Below are 16,096 nucleotides of genomic sequence, written 5' to 3'. Positions count from 1 at the left end.
TTTCCTCTCTCTGGCAATATCCTGAGGGGAGGCGCCGCAGGCGACGGGGGCAAAGCCCCCCAATCCGGTCGGTCCGTTCAGGCCCGTCGCCCGGCGATGCGGGTCAGCAGGTCGGTCAGCATCGCGCGGTCCGCGGTGCTGAGCCCCTCTGTCAGGGTGTCCTGCACCGCTTCGGCCACCGGGCGGGCCTGTGCCAGCAGGGCCGCGCCCGATTCGGTCAGGTGCAGCACCCGCGCGCGGCGGTCCCTTTCCGATACCGTCCGTGCCACCAGCCCCCGATCCACCAGCCGGTCCAGCACGCCGCCCATCGTGGCGCGGTCGCAATCGGCCATCTGCGCCACGCGCGCCTGGTCCAGCCCCGGCGCGGCCGCGATGGCCGACAGCGCGGCGTATTGGAACGGCGTAAGTGCCAGCCCCGCCTGCGACATTTCCTCGGCGAACCGTGCGGTTGCGGCCTGGTGCGCGCGCCGGATCAGGTATCCGGGCATGGTCAGGAAATCGGTCATGCTGCGATCTTTATCCTTGCCAGAATTTAGTTATGGTGCATAACTAATGTCGACGGGCCGATAATAGATAAGTATACTTACTATTGTCAGCGGGCGAGATAATAAGTATGCATCCTAATTAACCGGATGCAATTGCCAACCGTCAGGGAGGAACGAACATGGCCGAGCAACTCGGAACGCTGGAAGAACTGCCGCAGGATTACCGCGATGCGATGACCGATGCCGGGGTCGCGCCGCTGTGGCCTATGATGCGCAAGGTGCTGCCGCATGGCCGCCCCCAGCCCGCGACGAAACCAAGCTACTGGAATTACCAGGCGCTGCGCCCGCTGCTGCTGCGCGCGGGCGAGCTGACGCCGGTGGAAAAGGCCGAGCGCCGGGTGCTGGTGATGTCCGACCAGGGCCGGGGCACCGGTGCGATGCAGGCGACCAGCTCGATCTATATCGGGATGCAGCTTCTGCTGCCGGGCGAGGTTGCGCCGGCGCACAAGCACACACCCTCGGCCGCGCGGATCATCGTCGAGGGCAAGGGCGGTTATACCGTCGTCGACGGGGAAAAGCTGCCGATGAACCGGGGCGACGTGGTGCTGACGCCGGGCGGCGAATGGCACGATCACGGCCACGAGGGCGACGAACCCGTGGTCTGGCTGGACGCGCTGGACCTGCCGTTGTTCGTCTATCTTGAAGGCTCTTATGCCGAAGAGGCGCCGCTGCAGGCGCAGCGCAACCGGCCCGATGCCTCGATGGTGGAATACCTCGCCTCGGGGCTGAAGCCGTCGAGGCGCGGGGCCAGTGCGCGGCGCTATCCGATGATGCGCTTTCCCTGGGACCGGACCGAGGCGGCGCTGCGCGAGATGGCGAAATACAGCGAAGGCGCAGTCGAACTGGATTACGTCAATCCCGAAACCGGGCAGGACGTGCTGCCGACGATGGGCTTTACCGCGATGATGCTGCGCCCGGGCGAAACCCTGCGCCCGCCGCTGTCGTCGGAAAGCGCGGTGTTCCACGTGATCGGCGGCGCGGGCAGGTCGGTGATCGACGGCACCAGCTTCGACTGGGGCGAGCGCGATACCTTCACCGCGCCGGTCTTTGCCGGGATCGACCATGTCAACACGGGCGACGAACCGGCCTTCCTGGTGCGGGTGCATGACCGTCCGTTGCAGGAAAAACTGGGATACTACGAGGAACGCGCGAGATGAGCAGCCTTTTCGACCTTCCGCCCCTGCCGCAGGTGCCGGTGATGGGCAGCGACGATACCTTTCCGGTGCGCCGCATCTTTTGCGTCGGCCGCAACTATGCCGCCCATGCCGCCGAAATGGGTGTCGAGGTGGACCGCGAGGCGCCGTTCTATTTCACCAAGACGCCCTGGGCGATCTGCCACACCGGCAGCACCATTCCCTATCCGCTGGAAACGCAGAACTACCATTACGAGATGGAATTCGTCGTCGCCATCGGCAAACCCGCCTTCCGCGTCGGCGCGGACGCGGCGATGGGCGCGGTGTTCGGATATGCCTGCGGGCTGGACATGACGCGGCGCGACCTGCAACTGGCCGCCCGCGAAAAGCAGCGACCCTGGGACCTGGGCAAGGATGTCGAGGATTCGGCCATCATCGCCCCGATCAGCCCCGCGCAGGGTTTCGATATCGCCGGTCAGCGCATCGCGCTGAGTGTGAACGGAGAGGTGAAGCAGGACGCGCACCTGACCGATCTGATCTGGTCGGTGCCTGAAATCATCGCGCATCTGTCGCGTTTCTATCACCTGCAACCGGGCGATCTGATCTATACTGGGACACCTGCGGGCGTGGGTCCGGTGGTTGCGGGCGACGTGATCGAAGGTACGATCGACGGGCTGGCCCCTGTCACGCTGACGCTGGAGGCGCCTGAATAAAAACAACCTCGGGGCGGGGAGGCCCCGGGGTTCTCAATGGGAGGAGAAACCATGTCTTTCATCGGTAAGATCCGCGGCGGCGCCGCGGCGCTGGCCCTTTTGGCCGTCACCTCAGGCGGGGCGCAGGCGCAGGAGGTCACCCTGCGCCTGCACCAGTTCCTGCCGCCGCAGGCCAACGTGCCCAAGCTGGTGCTGGATGTCTGGGCCGACAAGGTCGAGGCCGACAGCGAAGGCCGCATCAAGATCGAGCGGTATCACGCGATGGCGCTGGGCGGCAAACCTCCCGAGCTGATCGACCAGGCGATCGACGGGGTTGCCGATATCGTGTGGTCGGTCAACGGGTTCACGCCGGGGCGCTTCCCGCGCACCGAGGTGTTCGAACTGCCCTTCATGGTGACGGATGCGCACGCGGCCTCCTACGCCTATTGGAAGATGTACGAACGCCACATGGCCGATACCGATTTCCGCGATGTGAAGGTGCTGGCCGCCTTCGTGCACGGCCCCGGCATGTTGCACACCAAGACCCCCGTGACCCAGCCCGCCGACCTGAACGGCATGAAGATCCGCGGCGGTTCGCGCATGGTGAACCAGTTGCTTGAGCTTCTGGGCGCGACGCCCGTGGGCCTGCCGGTGACGGCCATCCCCGAGGCGCTGTCCAAGGGCGTGATCGACGGCGCCACCATCCCGTGGGAGGTGACGACCGCGCTGAAAGTGTCGGAACTGGTGGAAAACCATACCGAGTTCGACGGCCCGGCGATCTATAACCTGACCTTCGTCATGGCGATGAACAAGGCGAAATACGACAGCCTGCCCGACGACCTGAAGGCGGTGATCGACGCCAATTCGGGTTTGGAGTTCTCTGTCTTCGCGGGCGGTGTTATGCAGGATTCGGACGGGCCCGCGCGCGAGGTGGCGGTGGAGCGTGGCAACAACATCATCACGATTTCCGCCGAGGATGCAAAGACATGGGAGGAGCTTGCCCGCCCGGTCTATGACAACTGGATCGCGGATGTCGCGGAAAAGGGGATCGACGGACAGGCGATGATTGACGAAGCCAATCAATTGATGTCTGAATACCAGTCCAATTGAGAAACGGCCCGCCGCGCAAGGCGGGCCGACACCGATCATGGATACCGATCATAGGGAGAGATCGAATGACCAAACGTCGTAATTTTCTGGGTCTTGCCGCCGGCACCGCGCTTGCCATGACCCTTGGCGCCGGGGCCGCGGTGGCACAGGAGGTGACGCTGCGCCTGCACCAGTTCCTGCCCGCGCAGGCCGTCGTCCCGGCCCAGGTGCTGGACCCGTGGGCCGACAAGATCGAGGCCGAAAGCGATGGCCGGATCAAGATCGAACGCTACCCCTCGATGCAGCTTGGCGGGCGTCCGCCGGAACTGATCGACCAGGCGATCGACGGTGTTGCCGATATCGTCTGGACGGTGGTCGGCTACACGCCGGGCCGCTTCCCCTCGACCGAGGTGTTCGAGCTGCCCTTCATCACCAACGGGGCCGAACCCGCCAGCCGCGCGCTGTGGGACATGTTCAACGAACACATGAAGGATGGCGAGTTCAGCGACGTCAAGATCCTGGGCACCTGGGTGCACGGGCCGGGGCTGATCCATTCGAAAGAGCCGATCCTGGAGCCCTCGGACATGAACGGCGTCAAGATCCGTGGCGGATCGCGGGTCGTGAACCTGCTGCTGAACCAGCTTGGCGCAACCCCGGTGGGGATGCCGGTGCCGGCCGTGTCCGAGGCGCTGTCGAAGGGCGTGATCGACGCGACCACCGTCCCGTGGGAGGTGACATCCGCGCTGAAGGTGGCCGAGCTTGTGGACAACCACACCGAATTCACCGGCGGCGCGCTGTATAACATCACCTTCGTCGTCGCCATGAACAAGGCGAAATACGACAGCCTGCCGGACGACCTGAAGGCGGTGATCGACGCCAATTCGGGCGCCGAATTCTCGGCCATGGGCGGCCGCATCATGGAAGAGGCCGACGCACCGGCCCGGAAGCTGGCCGAGGATCGCGGCAACAACATTGTCACCCTCGACGAGGAACAGACAGCCGCCTGGCGCGAGGCCGCGCAGCCGGTCTATGCCGAGTGGATCGCCGAAATGGAAAAGGTGGGCATCGACGGCCAGGCACGGATCGACCAGGCCCGGGCGCTGATGGAAAAATACAGCCAGTAAAACCGGCCCCTGCCGCAAGACCGGGACCGCACGGGGCACCCCCCGTGCGGTCCGCATCCGAACCGACCGAAAGGGATTGGCACTCATGCACCGTTTCATGAACGGACTGGCCCGCAACATGGCGCTTCTGGGGGGGATCGTGCTGACGCTTCTCATCCTGCTGACCTGCGTTTCGGTCCTGGGGCGTGGCATCAACACCTTCCTGCACAGCGGTCTGGGCGAGGCGCTGCTGGGCGGGGCGACGCAGACGCTGCTCGATACCGGGGTCGGTCCGATCCTGGGCGATTACGAGCTGGTCGAGGCCGGCATCGCATTCGCGATCTTTGCCTTCCTGCCCTTTTGCCAGATCACCAACGGCCACGCGACGGTGGATATCTTCACCTCGAAGCTGGGGGTGAATGCCAACAAGTTCATCCAGATGGTTGTCGAGGTTGTCTTTGCGCTGGTGCTGATGCTGATCGCCTGGCGGCTTTACGACGGGATGCTCAGCAAGATGCGCTACACCGAAACCACCTTCCTTCTGCAATTCCCGGTCTGGTGGGGCTATGCCGCGTCGCTGGCGGCCGCCGTGGTGGCCGCGCTCGTCGGTGTCTACATGGCCGGGGTGCGCAGTGTCGAGTTCTTTACCGGCCGCAGGATCATCGCGCCGGCCGGGGGGGCGGACCATTGAGCAATCTTGAAATCGGGCTGACCTCGTTTCCGGTTCTCCTGCTGCTGATCTTCCTGCGGATGCCGATCGGGTTGTCGATGTTCCTTGTCGGGCTGGGCGGGCTCTATTTCGTGACCGGCGGCTGGACCGTCGCGCTGGCCAAGCTGAAATCCGAAACCTACACGACCTTTTCCAGCTATTCGCTGTCGATCGTACCGATGTTCCTGCTGATGGGGCAGTTCGCCACGCTGGGCGGCATGTCGACCGCGCTGTTCAAGGCGGCCGAGGCATGGCTGGGCCACCGGCGCGGCGGTGTCGCCATGTCGGCGGTGGGCGCCTGCGCGGGCTTCGGCGCGATCTGCGGCTCGTCGCTGGCCACCGCCGCCACGATGGGGCAGGTGGCCCTGCCCGAGCTGCGCCGCTATGGCTATTCCGGCGGGTTTTCCACCGCGACGCTGGCGGCGGGCGGTACGCTGGGCATCCTGATCCCGCCCTCGGTCATCCTGGTGATCTATGCCATCCTGACCGAACAGAACATCGCCAAGCTGTTCCTTGCCGCCTTCATCCCCGGCATCCTGGCGGCGATCGGCTATATGATCACGATCTCGATCTATGTGCGGATGAACCCCGACAGTGCCGGCGTGCGCGAACCGATCCCCTATGGCGAAAGGTTCCGCGCGCTGTTCAACGTCTGGCCGGTGCTGCTGGTGTTCCTGCTGGTGGTGCTGGGCATCTACCTGGGCTGGTTCACACCCACCGAAGGCGCGGCGGTCGGCGCGCTGGGCACCGGCATCATCGCGTTCTTCAACGGCGGCCTGACCCGCGACAGGCTGGCCGACAGCTTCCTGTCCACCGCGCGTTCGACCGCGATGATCTTTTTCATCGTGCTTGGCGCGGCGTTCTACAACGGTTTTCTCGCCCTGACGCAGGTGCCGCAGGAACTGGCGGCCTGGGTGGGCGAACTGGGCTATTCTCCGTGGCTGATCCTGGCGATCATCCTGGCGCTTTACCTTGTCTTCGGCTGCATCATGGACAGCCTGTCGATGATCCTGCTGACGATCCCGATCTTCTTTCCGATCATCTCGGCCCTCGATTTCGGGCTGAACGCCGAGGAAACCGCGATCTGGTTCGGGATCATCGTGCTGATCGTGGTCGAGGTCGGGCTGATCACGCCGCCGGTGGGGATGAACCTGTTCGTCATCAACTCGATGGACCGCAAGACGCCGATGCTCGAGACCTACAGGGCGGTGATGTATTTCGTCGCCTCCGACATCATTCGCGTGGTGATCCTCGTGGCCTTCCCGGTGATCACGCTGGGCCTGCTGCGCATCCTGCATTGACCGGTCCCGGCGCGCCGGGACCGGATTCGGACTGGAACTTGTCTGGAATAATAGTTATACGGCATAACAAATATCACGAGGAGGAGACATGCCGGACAGCCTGCTAACCCGGATCGAGGGGCCGATCGCGGTTCTGACCATGAACCGCCCCGACAAGCGCAACGCGATGAACGACCGTTTGCTGGCCGCGCTCGACGGTTTCTTCTCGAACCCGCCCGAGGGGGTGAAGGTCGCCGTGCTGACCGGCACGGCAGGGCATTACTGCTCGGGGCTGGACCTGTCGGAACAGGTGCAGCGCGACGCCGAAGGCACGATGCGCCACTCGCGCGGGTGGCATGGCGTGATGGACAAGATCCAGTTCTCCGGCCTGCCGGTGGTGTCGGCCATGTTCGGCGCGGTGATCGGCGGCGGGCTGGAACTGGCCACCGCCACCCATGTGCGCATCGCCGAACCCTCGACCATCTTCCAGCTGCCCGAGGGGCGGCGCGGCATCTATGTCGGCGGCGGCGCCTCGGTGCGGGTGGGGCGCATCCTCGGTGCCGACCGGATGATCGAGATGATGCTCACCGGGCGCAAATACGACGCAGACCAGGGCGAGCGGCTGGGCCTGTGCCACTATACCGTGGGCGAGGGCGAGGCGATGGGCCTGGCGATGGAGCTTGCCGGCAAGATCGCGCAGAACGCGTCGCTGTCGAACTACGTGATGATCCACGCGCTCAGCCGGATCGAGGACATGTCAAAGGCCGACGGGCTGTTCACCGAAAGCCTGTGCGCCGCGCTGACCCAGACCAGCCCCGACGCCGAGGAAGGCTTGCGTGCCTTCCTTGAAAAGCGCCAGCCGCAATTCCGGTGACGCCATGACAGGCCAAACCGATAGCGTCCTGACCGAGGCCGCGCTGGATACCGCCCTGCGCGAGCTGATCGGCTATTCGATGAAACGCGCGACCGCGATGGTCACCGCCGATGCCGCCCGCGTGCTGGAGCCGATGGGCCTGCGCATCACCACCTTTTCCGCGCTGACGGTGATCTGCAACGCCCCCGGCGTGCGCCAGACCGAACTGGCCGCGGCGCTGGGCATGGAGCGGTCGAACAGCGTGGCGGTGATCGACACGCTGGAAAAGGCGCACTGGATCACCCGCGAACGCAGCGCGCGGGACCGCCGCGCCATCGCGCTGCAGCCCACCACCGCCGGGATCATGCGCCAGAAACAGGCGCGGCTGGCGCTGCTGACGCATGAGGACCGGATGTTCGCCGGCCTTTCGCAGATAGAGCGGCGCGAGCTTGTGAAACTTCTTTCCAGGATCAGGGCCTGAGCCATGACCGACTCTCATATCGTTCCCCAATCCGTGACCCGCACCCGGCGCGACGACGGTGCCGTCATCCTGACCTCGCGCCATGCGCTTGGGCCGGTGGCCGGCACCACCGGCGACTGGCTGCACGACTGGGCCGCCAGAACGCCCGATGCGGTGTTCCTGGCCGAACGCTCCGGCCCCGGCTGGCGCGAGGTGCGCTATGCCGAGGCGCTGGAACAGGTGCGCGCGCTGGCCGCGTGGCTGCTGGACCAGCCGGGGCAGGGGCCGGTGCTGATGATCTCGGGCAACTCGGTCGATCACGGGCTGCTGGCGCTGGCCGCGCAATATGTCGGCCGCGCGAACGTGCCGGTGGCGGAACAGTATTCGCTGATCCCAGGCGCCCATGACCGGCTGCTTTACGTGGTGGAAAAGGTGCGCCCGTCGCTGATCTGGGTCGACGACGCCGCCCGCTATGCCGAGGCGCTGGCCCTGCCGCAACTGGCCGGTATCCCCGTTCTGGCCAGCCGGCCCGAGGGCGCGCCGCGCCCGGTGATCCCGATGGCCCGCGCGCTGCAGGGCGGCCGGGCCGATGTGGATGCCGCCCATGCGCAGGTCACACCCGACACGGTGGGCAAGATCCTGTTTACCTCGGGCTCCACCTCGAATCCGAAGGGCGTGCTGACGACGCATCGCATGATGTGCGTGAACCAGACCCAGATCGCCGACGCCTTTCCGGTCCTGCGGACCGAGCCGCCCAAGATCCTCGACTGGCTGCCCTGGAACCACGTCTTTGGCGGCTCGCATAATTTCAACATGATGCTGGCCAATGGCGGCGCGCTTTACATCGACGACGGCAAGCCGACCGATGCGCTGTTTCCCCGCACGCTGGAAAACATGCAGATGCACACCGGCACGCTGTCGTTCAACGTGCCCGTGGGCTATGCCCGGCAGGTCGCGGCGCTGCGCGCGGATGCCGGTCTGCGGCGGCGGTTCTTCACGGGGCTGCATTTCACCTTTTACGCGGGCGCGTCGCTGCCGCAGGAAACCTGGGACGCGCTGGGCGACATGGCGCGCGAGGTGACAGGCAAGGTGCCGCTGATGGTCAGCAGCTGGGGCATGACCGAAACCGCCCCCGCCGTGCTGCTGACGCATGAGCGCATCACCCGGTCCGGCATCGTCGGTGCGCCGCTGGCGGGCACCGAGGTCAAGCTGATCCCGGAGGACGAAGGCCGCTACGAGTTGCGCGTCAAGGGCCCCAACATCATGCCGGGCTATTTCGAGGATGCGGAAAAAACCGCCGCCGCCTTCGATCCCGAGAGGTTCCTGATCACCGGCGACGCGGTGCGTTTCGTGGACGAGAACGACCCCGACCGGGGGATGCGGTTCGACGGGCGCATATCCGAGGATTTCAAGCTGACCTCGGGCACCTGGGTGCGTGTCGCGGCGCTGCGCGGGCAGCTCATGACGGCGCTGGACGGGCTGGCCGCCGATATCGTCGTCACCGGCCATGACCGCGCCGAACTGGGCGTACTGATCTTTCCCGCCAGCCCGGCGACGGGCGACGGCGCCTGCGCCGATCCCGCCCGAATGGAAGAGGTGCGCGCCCGCCTTGCCCCGCTGGCCGCCTCGGCCACCGGGTCGTCCACCCGCGTCGGCCGGGCCATGATCCTGACCGAGCCGCCCAGCCTCGAGGCGCAGGAGATGACAGCCAAGGGCAACCTCAACACCCGCAAGGTGCTGACCCGCCGCGCCGGCCTGCTGGCCCGGCTCTACGACGAGTCCGACCCGGCCGTGATCCGGCCATGACTTCATCTTGCCGCAAATACTCCGGGGAGCGCGAGGGGCAGGCCCCTCGCCCGTGTCCCCGCCACAAGCGCTGTAGCTGAAAGGAGGCCCCGATGATCGACCTGGATAAAATCCGTGCCATCGACATCCACACCCATGCCGAGGAACCCTGCGGCTGCCATGCCGATGACGGCTATGACGATCTGCAATCCACGATGGCGCGCTATTTCGGGGCGCCGTGGCAGCACCCGCCGACGATCCCGGAAACCGCCGCGCATTTCCGCGCGCAGAACATCGCGGCGGTGATCTTTCCCGTCGATGCCGAGCGCGAAACCGGCTATCGCCGCTATTCCAACGACGAGGTGATCGAGCTGGTCCGCGAAAACAGCGACGTGCTGATCCCCTTTGCCTCGGTCGATCCGTGGAAGGGCAAGATGGCCCTGCGCGAGGCACGCCGCCTGATCGAGGAGCACGGCATAAAGGGGTTCAAGTTCCACCCCACGATGCAGGGGTTTTTCCCCAATGACCGCATGGCCTATCCGTTCTACGAGCTGTTGGCCGAACATGGCTGCATCGGGTTGTTCCACACCGGGCAGACCGGCGTCGGCTCGGGGATGCGCGGCGGCAACGGGATGCGGCTGAAATTCTCGAACCCGATGTATCTGGATGACGTGGCGGTGGATTTCCCCGACATGAAGATCATCATGGCGCACCCGTCCTTCCCCTGGCAGGAAGAGGCGCTGTCGGTCGCCCAGCACAAGCCCAATGTCTATATCGACCTGTCGGGCTGGTCGCCGAAATATTTTCCGCCGATCCTGGTGCGCTACTGCAATTCGATCCTGAAGAAGAAGGTGCTGTTCGGGTCGGACTGGCCGATGATCACACCGGAACGCTGGCTGGCCGATTTCGAAAAGATCGACATCCGCGACGAGATCCGCCCCGACATCGTCAAGAACAACGCGGCAAGGCTGCTGGGGCTGATGTAAGGGGTGGCGGGGCGATCCGTCGCGGCGCGTTCGGGATATATCGGCCTGCGGTTTGATCTGGGTCAAAGCGCAGGGTGCCCGACATATGCGGAAATGATGATGTATGCAGTGGAGTACGCGCATGACATCGGACAAGTTTCTGCCGTCCCGTCGCGGTTTTCTGGGCCTTGCCGGCGGTGCCGCCCTGCTGGCGGCGAATGTCGGCCCCGCCCGGGCACAGAAGGTCGCCACCAGGGCAAAGATCGTGATCCTCGGGGCCGGCGCCGCCGGCACCGCATTGGCCAACCGCCTGGTCGAACGGCTGGAGGGTGCCGAGATCACCATCGTCGATGGCCGTGCCCAGCACTGGTACCAGCCGGGCTTTACCCTGATCGCGGCCGGGCTGAAGCCTGCCGATTACTCGGTCAGCCAGACTGCCGAATGGTTGCCGGCGGGTGTCACGCTGGTGGCCGAATACGCCGCCGAAATCGACCCCGAGGCCAGGACGGTCACCACCGCGGGCGGCACGAAGCTGCAATATGATTACCTTGTCACCGCGCCGGGGTTGAGCCTGGATTGGGATGCCGTGGAAGGGTTCGACCTTGGCATGGTGGGCCGCGACGGGATCGGCGCGGTCTATGCCGGGCCCGATTACGCGGCAAAGACCTGGGCCGAGATGGACCGCTTTACCTCGGAAGGGGGCAAGGCGGTGTTCTTCCGCCCGGCGACCGAGATGAAATGCGCCGGCGCACCGCTGAAATACACGTTCCTCACCGAGGATTACGCCAGCCGCAAGGGTAACCGCGACAAGGTCGAGATCGAATACTGGAACCCGTCGGGCGCGTTGTTCGGTGTGCCGATCGTGGCCGAAAAGGTGCGGATGCTGTTCGGCGACCGCGGTATCGGCACGCAGATGCGGATGGTGCTGAAACGCATGGACCCGGGTCGGAAGGTGCTGACCTTCGAGGATGCCGACGGGATCGAGCATGAAACCGATTACGATTTCACCAACGTGATCCCGCCGCAGCGCGCGCCGGAGGTGATCCGCCAGTCGGGGCTGAGCTGGGCTGACAAATGGGTCGACCAGGGCTGGGTCGAGGTGGATCAATACACCCTGCGCCACAACCGTTACCCCAACGTGTTCGCCTGTGGCGACGTGGCCGGCGTGCCCAAGGGCAAGACCGCGGCCAGCGCCAAGTGGCAGGTGCCGGTGGTCGAGGATCACCTGGTCGCGCAGATCGCGGGTGACACCACGGACACGACCTATAACGGCTATACCTCGTGCCCGCTGATCACCCGCGTGGGCCGCGCGATGCTGATCGAGTTCGATTACAACAACCTTACCCCCAGCTTCCCCGGCGTGATCGCGCCGCTGGAAGAGTTGTGGATCAGCTGGCTGATGAAAGAGGTGGCGCTGAAGGCCACCTATAACGCCATGCTGCGCGGCAAGGCCTGAGAGGAGGGGACGCGATGAAGGAACTGACACTCGAAACCCTGATCGCCGTGTGGGAAGAGATGTTCGGCAAGGGGCTGTTCTGGGCGATGGTGATCGTCGCGGCGCTGATCACGGCGGCCTATCTCTACGTGCTGATCCGCGACCGGTCGATGTCGATGCGGAAATTCCTGCTGGCGCAGCTGTCGATGCCGGTGGGGGCCATCGCGGCGGTGATCTTCGTGCAGCAGATGACGAGTTCCAGTTTTGCCGATATAGGTGGGCCTGTCGACGTGATCGTCCTGCTGGGCGTGGCGGTGGCCGGTGCGGTGGGGATCGCGATCCTTGTCTATACCGCACAGGCGCTGATCAGGGGCCCCGAGGCGCAGGACGGCTGACAGCAGGAAAGGGCAGCCCATGACCGACGCGACAGAGGCCGGGGCCGGTAACCGGCTGGAACATTTCCCGGTGCCGTTCTTTGCCGTGGTGATGGGGCTTTCCGGCCTGACGCTGGCATTGCATGCGGCCGAGTCGGCGATGGGCGTCCCGCCCGGTGTCTCGCTCGCCGTCTATTGGGCGACGGTGGCGGCGGGTGTGGTCATTGCCGCGCTCTATACGCTCAAGATCCTGCGCTATCCGCAGGCGGTGGCGCAGGAATGGCATCATCCGGTGCGGCTTGCCTTTTTCCCTGCAATCTCGATCTCGCTGCTGCTGCTGGCGACGGCGACCCATGCGATGGCCCCGCCGGTGGCCCATATGCTGTGGCTGCTGGGCATGGCGCTGCAGGGCGTGCTGACCATCGCGGTGGTGTCGGGCTGGATTTCGTCCCGGTCGTTCCAGACCGGGCACCTGACGCCGGCGTGGTTCATCCCGGCGGTGGGCAACGTGCTGGTGCCGATCGTGGGCGTGCCGCTGGGCTATGTCGAGATCAGCTGGTATTTCATGGCGGTGGGGCTGCTGTTCTGGATCGTGCTGCTGACGCTGGTGATGAACCGGCTGATCTTTCACGACCCGATGCCGGGCAAGCTGCAGCCGACGCTGGTGATCCTGATCGCGCCGCCGGCGGTGGCCTTCCTGTCTTGGATGCGCCTGACCGGCGAGGTCGACGCCTTTGCCCGGTTGCTGATCAACATGGCCTACCTGTTCACGCTGATCGTGGCGGTGAACCTGCCGCGCATCGTGAAGCTGCCCTTCGCCCTGTCGTTCTGGGCGCTGAGCTTTCCCTTTGCCGCCGTGACCATCGCCAGCTTCCGTTTTGCCGAAGCGACCGGCAGTGCGGCGCATGAGATTTTCGGGCTGGTGACGCTGGCGGTGCTGGTGGTGGTGATCGCCGGGCTGGTGGCGCGGACGATCAGGGCGATCGGTGCCGGGCAGATCTGCGTGCCCGAGTAAGGCCACGCCCTGCGGCGCGGCGGGGGAGGGGCGCTGCCCCTCTTGCCCGTTCCGGGCAATTCACCCCGGAGTATTTTCCGAACGATGAAACGAGGGCGCCGGTCAGGCCGGGCGCAGGCCGAGGATTTCGCGCGCCTGGGCGGCGGTGGCGACGGGGCGTTCGTATTTTTCGCACAGATCCGTCACGCGCCGGACCAGCGCGGCGTTCGAGGGCGCAAGCGTGGCCCTGTCGAGGCGCACATTGTCTTCCAGGCCCGTGCGCGCATGGCCGCCGGCCGCCACCGACCATTCGTTGACGACAAGCTGGCCCGCGCCGATGCCCGCGGCGCACCATTCCGCGCCGGGCATGATCCGTTCGACCGTTTCGATGTAGAAATCGAATGTTGGGCGGTCGATCGGCATGGCGTTCTTCACGCCCATGACGAACTGTACGTAAAGCTGGCCGGGGATGCGCCCGTCGGCATTCATCCTGGCTGCCTGGTGGATGTGCGAGAGGTCGAAGCATTCGATCTCGGGCTTGATATCGTATGTGCGCATCTCGCCCGCCAGCCAGTCGACCAGGTCGGGCGGGTTGTCGTAGACGCGGGTGGGAAAGTTGTTCGAGCCCACCGAAAGCGAGGCCATGTCGGGCCTGAGCGGCAGCATTCCGCCACGGGCCTGACCGGCACCCGAGCGCCCGCCGGTCGAGAACTGGACGATCATGCCGGGGCAGTGCTTTTCCAGCCCTTCCTTGAGGCGGGCGAATTTTTCCGGGTCGGAGGAGGGCGAACCATCGTCGTTGCGCACATGGGCATGGCAGATGCTGGCCCCGGCCTCGAACGCCTCTTGCGTGGAGTCGATCTGCTCCGCGACGGTGATCGGCACCGCGGGGTTGTCGGATTTCTGCGGCACAGATCCGGTGATGGCGACGCAGATGATGCAGGGTTTGGTCATGTCGTATCCTGTTGCCGGCGCGCGCGCCCTATCCCAGAAGCCGCCGGGCAATCACCTGCGCCTGGATCTCGGCTGCGCCCTCGAAGATGTTGAGGATGCGCGCATCGCAGAGCAGGCGGCTGATCTCGTATTCCAGCGCGAACCCGTTGCCGCCATGGATCTGCAGCCCGTTATCGGCGGCAGACCAGGCCACGCGCGCGCCCAGCAGCTTGGCCATCCCGGCCTCGAGATCGCAGCGGCGGTCATTGTCTTTCTCGAAGGCCGAGAAATAGGTAAGCTGCCGCGCGATCATGATTTCAACCGCCATCATCGCCAGCTTGTTGGCGACGCGCGGAAAGGCGATCAGCGCCTTGCCGAACTGCTTGCGATCCTGCGCATATTGCATCGCCACGTCCAGCGCGGCCTGTGCCACGCCGATGGCGCGCGCGGCGGTCTGGATGCGGGCGGATTCGAAGGTCTGCATCAGCTGCTTGAAGCCGCGGCCTTCCTCGCCGCCCAGCAGGTTTTCGCCCTTCACGTGGAAATTGTCGAATCCCAGCTCGTATTCCTTCATGCCGCGATAGCCCAGCACCTCGATCTCGCCACCGGTCATGCCCTCGGTCGGAAAGGGGTTTTCGTCGGTGCCCGGCGTCTTTTCGGCCAGGAACATCGACAGACCCCGGTGATCGGTGGTGTTCGGGTCGGTGCGCGCCAGCAGCGTCATGACATGGGTACGCGCGGCATGGGTGATCCATGTCTTGTTGCCGGTCACCTTGTAATCGCCGTTCTCGTCCCGGACCGCCCGGGTGCGGAGCGAGCCGAGGTCGGAGCCGGTGTTGGGCTCGGTGAAGACGGCGGTGGGCAGGATTTCACCGCTGGCGATCCTGGGTAGCCAGTGCGATTTCTGCTCGTCCGTGCCGCCGGCCAGGATAAGCTCGGCCGCGATTTCCGAGCGCGTCCCGAGCGAGCCGACGCCGATATAGCCGCGGCTCAGTTCCTCGGATACGACGACCATGGATGCCTTGGACAGGCCGAAGCCGCCCAGGTTCTCGGGTATGGTCAGGCCGAACACGCCCATCTCGGCCAGTTCGTCGATGATCTCCATCGGGATCAGCTCGTCCTTGAGGTGCCACTCATGCGCGTTGGGCTGCACCCGGTCCTGCGCATAGCGGCGGAACTGGTCGCGGATCATTTCAAGCTCTTCATCCAGCCCCGAGGCGCCGAACATCGTGGCGCCCGCCTGTTCCTGCATCAGCACGACGAGGCGGTTGCGGGCGGCCTGGCTGTTGCCGCCATGGGTCAGCGTCACGACCGCCGGTTCCATGAAGGAATCCATGTCGTCCGGGCCCAGCCCCAGATCCTGCAGGCGGACGATTTCGCCCTGGTTCATCTGGATGCCGCCCCGGATCTGCCAGAGGTATTCGCCAAAGGCGATCTGGTGGATCAGTTGCTCGGTCTCGCCGAACCGGCCATCGGATTGCAGCGCCCCGGCCCATTTCTGCATCTGGCGCAGCGATTCGACATAGGTGGCCAGCCATGCCAGCCCGTGCGCGGCGGTCTGGTGGGTTTCGATCAGGGCGCCCGACACGCGATCGCCGTCGCTGACCATGGCGCGTACATGCGCGGTGGCCTTGTCCAGAATACGCTCGGCCGGCGCCACGGCGGCGGCGGTAAGCTCCAGAAGGTCGGGGAAAATCACCGGCTGGCCGGCAGCCGCGTCCTGTCCGTCATGGGCCATGAATCATA

General features: G+C 65.4%; 16 protein-coding genes. 13 read left to right on the top strand and 3 right to left on the bottom strand.

Features of this window, described 5'->3' with window-relative positions; genetic code table 11:
• Nucleotides 1–77: 77 nt before the first annotated feature.
• Nucleotides 78–506, bottom strand: a complete 429-nt coding sequence (locus tag F3H87_RS12405) for a MarR family winged helix-turn-helix transcriptional regulator (protein ID WP_149788412.1) — start codon at nucleotides 504–506, stop codon at nucleotides 78–80.
• A gap of 158 nt (nucleotides 507–664) precedes the next feature.
• Here F3H87_RS12405 and F3H87_RS12400 point away from each other — a divergent pair, with 158 nt between their 5' ends.
• The 13 genes from F3H87_RS12400 to F3H87_RS12340 all read left to right on the top strand — a co-directional run bounded on the left by F3H87_RS12400 (nucleotide 665) and on the right by F3H87_RS12340 (nucleotide 13,438).
• Entirely contained in the window at nucleotides 665–1,702 is a 1,038-nt protein-coding gene (locus F3H87_RS12400) for a cupin domain-containing protein (RefSeq protein WP_149788413.1), read from the top strand.
• Complete coding sequence (locus tag F3H87_RS12395; RefSeq protein ID WP_149788414.1) at nucleotides 1,699–2,391, top strand: fumarylacetoacetate hydrolase family protein; 693 nt, start codon at nucleotides 1,699–1,701, stop codon at nucleotides 2,389–2,391. Before F3H87_RS12400 ends, F3H87_RS12395 begins: the two co-directional genes overlap by 4 nt.
• Nucleotides 2,392–2,442: 51 nt before the next feature.
• Nucleotides 2,443–3,480 carry a TRAP transporter substrate-binding protein gene (locus F3H87_RS12390; protein ID WP_149788415.1) on the top strand — a complete coding sequence of 346 codons (1,038 nt, stop codon included), beginning with the start codon at nucleotides 2,443–2,445 and terminating at the stop codon, nucleotides 3,478–3,480.
• A gap of 65 nt (nucleotides 3,481–3,545) precedes the next feature.
• Entirely contained in the window at nucleotides 3,546–4,583 is a 1,038-nt protein-coding gene (locus F3H87_RS12385) for a TRAP transporter substrate-binding protein (protein ID WP_149788416.1), read from the top strand.
• A gap of 85 nt (nucleotides 4,584–4,668) precedes the next feature.
• Nucleotides 4,669–5,253 carry a TRAP transporter small permease gene (locus F3H87_RS12380; protein ID WP_149788417.1) on the top strand — a complete coding sequence of 195 codons (585 nt, stop codon included), beginning with the start codon at nucleotides 4,669–4,671 and terminating at the stop codon, nucleotides 5,251–5,253.
• Entirely contained in the window at nucleotides 5,250–6,572 is a 1,323-nt protein-coding gene (locus tag F3H87_RS12375) for a TRAP transporter large permease (RefSeq protein WP_149788418.1), read from the top strand. Before F3H87_RS12380 ends, F3H87_RS12375 begins: the two co-directional genes overlap by 4 nt.
• 88 nt (nucleotides 6,573–6,660) lie before the next feature.
• A complete protein-coding gene (locus F3H87_RS12370) occupies nucleotides 6,661–7,425 on the top strand; it encodes a crotonase/enoyl-CoA hydratase family protein (RefSeq protein ID WP_149788419.1) in 765 nt (254 codons plus the stop codon).
• Between the two features lie 4 nt (nucleotides 7,426–7,429).
• Complete coding sequence (locus tag F3H87_RS12365) at nucleotides 7,430–7,885, top strand: MarR family winged helix-turn-helix transcriptional regulator (RefSeq protein ID WP_149788420.1); 456 nt, start codon at nucleotides 7,430–7,432, stop codon at nucleotides 7,883–7,885.
• 3 nt (nucleotides 7,886–7,888) lie between these two features.
• Nucleotides 7,889–9,670: a feruloyl-CoA synthase gene (locus tag F3H87_RS12360; protein ID WP_149788421.1), complete on the top strand. Its 1,782-nt coding sequence runs from the start codon at nucleotides 7,889–7,891 to the stop codon at nucleotides 9,668–9,670.
• 92 nt (nucleotides 9,671–9,762) lie between these two features.
• Nucleotides 9,763–10,635: an amidohydrolase family protein gene (locus F3H87_RS12355; RefSeq protein ID WP_149788422.1), complete on the top strand. Its 873-nt coding sequence runs from the start codon at nucleotides 9,763–9,765 to the stop codon at nucleotides 10,633–10,635.
• A 121-nt stretch (nucleotides 10,636–10,756) separates the two neighbouring features.
• Nucleotides 10,757–12,070 carry an NAD(P)/FAD-dependent oxidoreductase gene (locus F3H87_RS12350; RefSeq protein ID WP_149788423.1) on the top strand — a complete coding sequence of 438 codons (1,314 nt, stop codon included), beginning with the start codon at nucleotides 10,757–10,759 and terminating at the stop codon, nucleotides 12,068–12,070.
• Nucleotides 12,071–12,084: 14 nt separating this feature from the next.
• The gene (locus F3H87_RS12345; RefSeq protein ID WP_149788424.1) at nucleotides 12,085–12,444 is read left to right on the top strand and encodes a DUF5368 domain-containing protein; all 360 of its coding nucleotides are present in this window, start codon (nucleotides 12,085–12,087) and stop codon (nucleotides 12,442–12,444) included.
• 19 nt (nucleotides 12,445–12,463) lie between these two features.
• Nucleotides 12,464–13,438 (top strand): SLAC1 anion channel family protein, encoded by a 975-nt coding sequence (locus tag F3H87_RS12340; protein ID WP_149788425.1) that lies wholly within the window; start codon nucleotides 12,464–12,466, stop codon nucleotides 13,436–13,438.
• Between the two features lie 102 nt (nucleotides 13,439–13,540).
• Here F3H87_RS12340 and F3H87_RS12335 read toward each other — a convergent pair whose 3' ends face one another.
• Together F3H87_RS12335 and F3H87_RS12330 are read right to left on the bottom strand one after the other, a co-directional pair.
• Nucleotides 13,541–14,371, bottom strand: coding sequence for a BKACE family enzyme (locus F3H87_RS12335; protein ID WP_149788426.1), 831 nt, complete (start codon nucleotides 14,369–14,371; stop codon nucleotides 13,541–13,543).
• A gap of 28 nt (nucleotides 14,372–14,399) precedes the next feature.
• On the bottom strand, nucleotides 14,400–16,088 hold the full coding sequence (locus F3H87_RS12330; RefSeq protein WP_149788427.1) for an acyl-CoA dehydrogenase family protein: 1,689 nt from the start codon (nucleotides 16,086–16,088) through the stop codon (nucleotides 14,400–14,402).
• Nucleotides 16,089–16,096 lie beyond the last annotated feature (8 nt).

This window comes from Lutimaribacter pacificus, assembly GCF_900142185.1.
Taxonomy (GTDB): domain Bacteria; phylum Pseudomonadota; class Alphaproteobacteria; order Rhodobacterales; family Rhodobacteraceae; genus Lutimaribacter; species Lutimaribacter pacificus.
The sequence above is the reverse complement of the archived record's forward strand: the minus strand, read 5'-3'. Positions and strand labels throughout refer to the sequence as shown.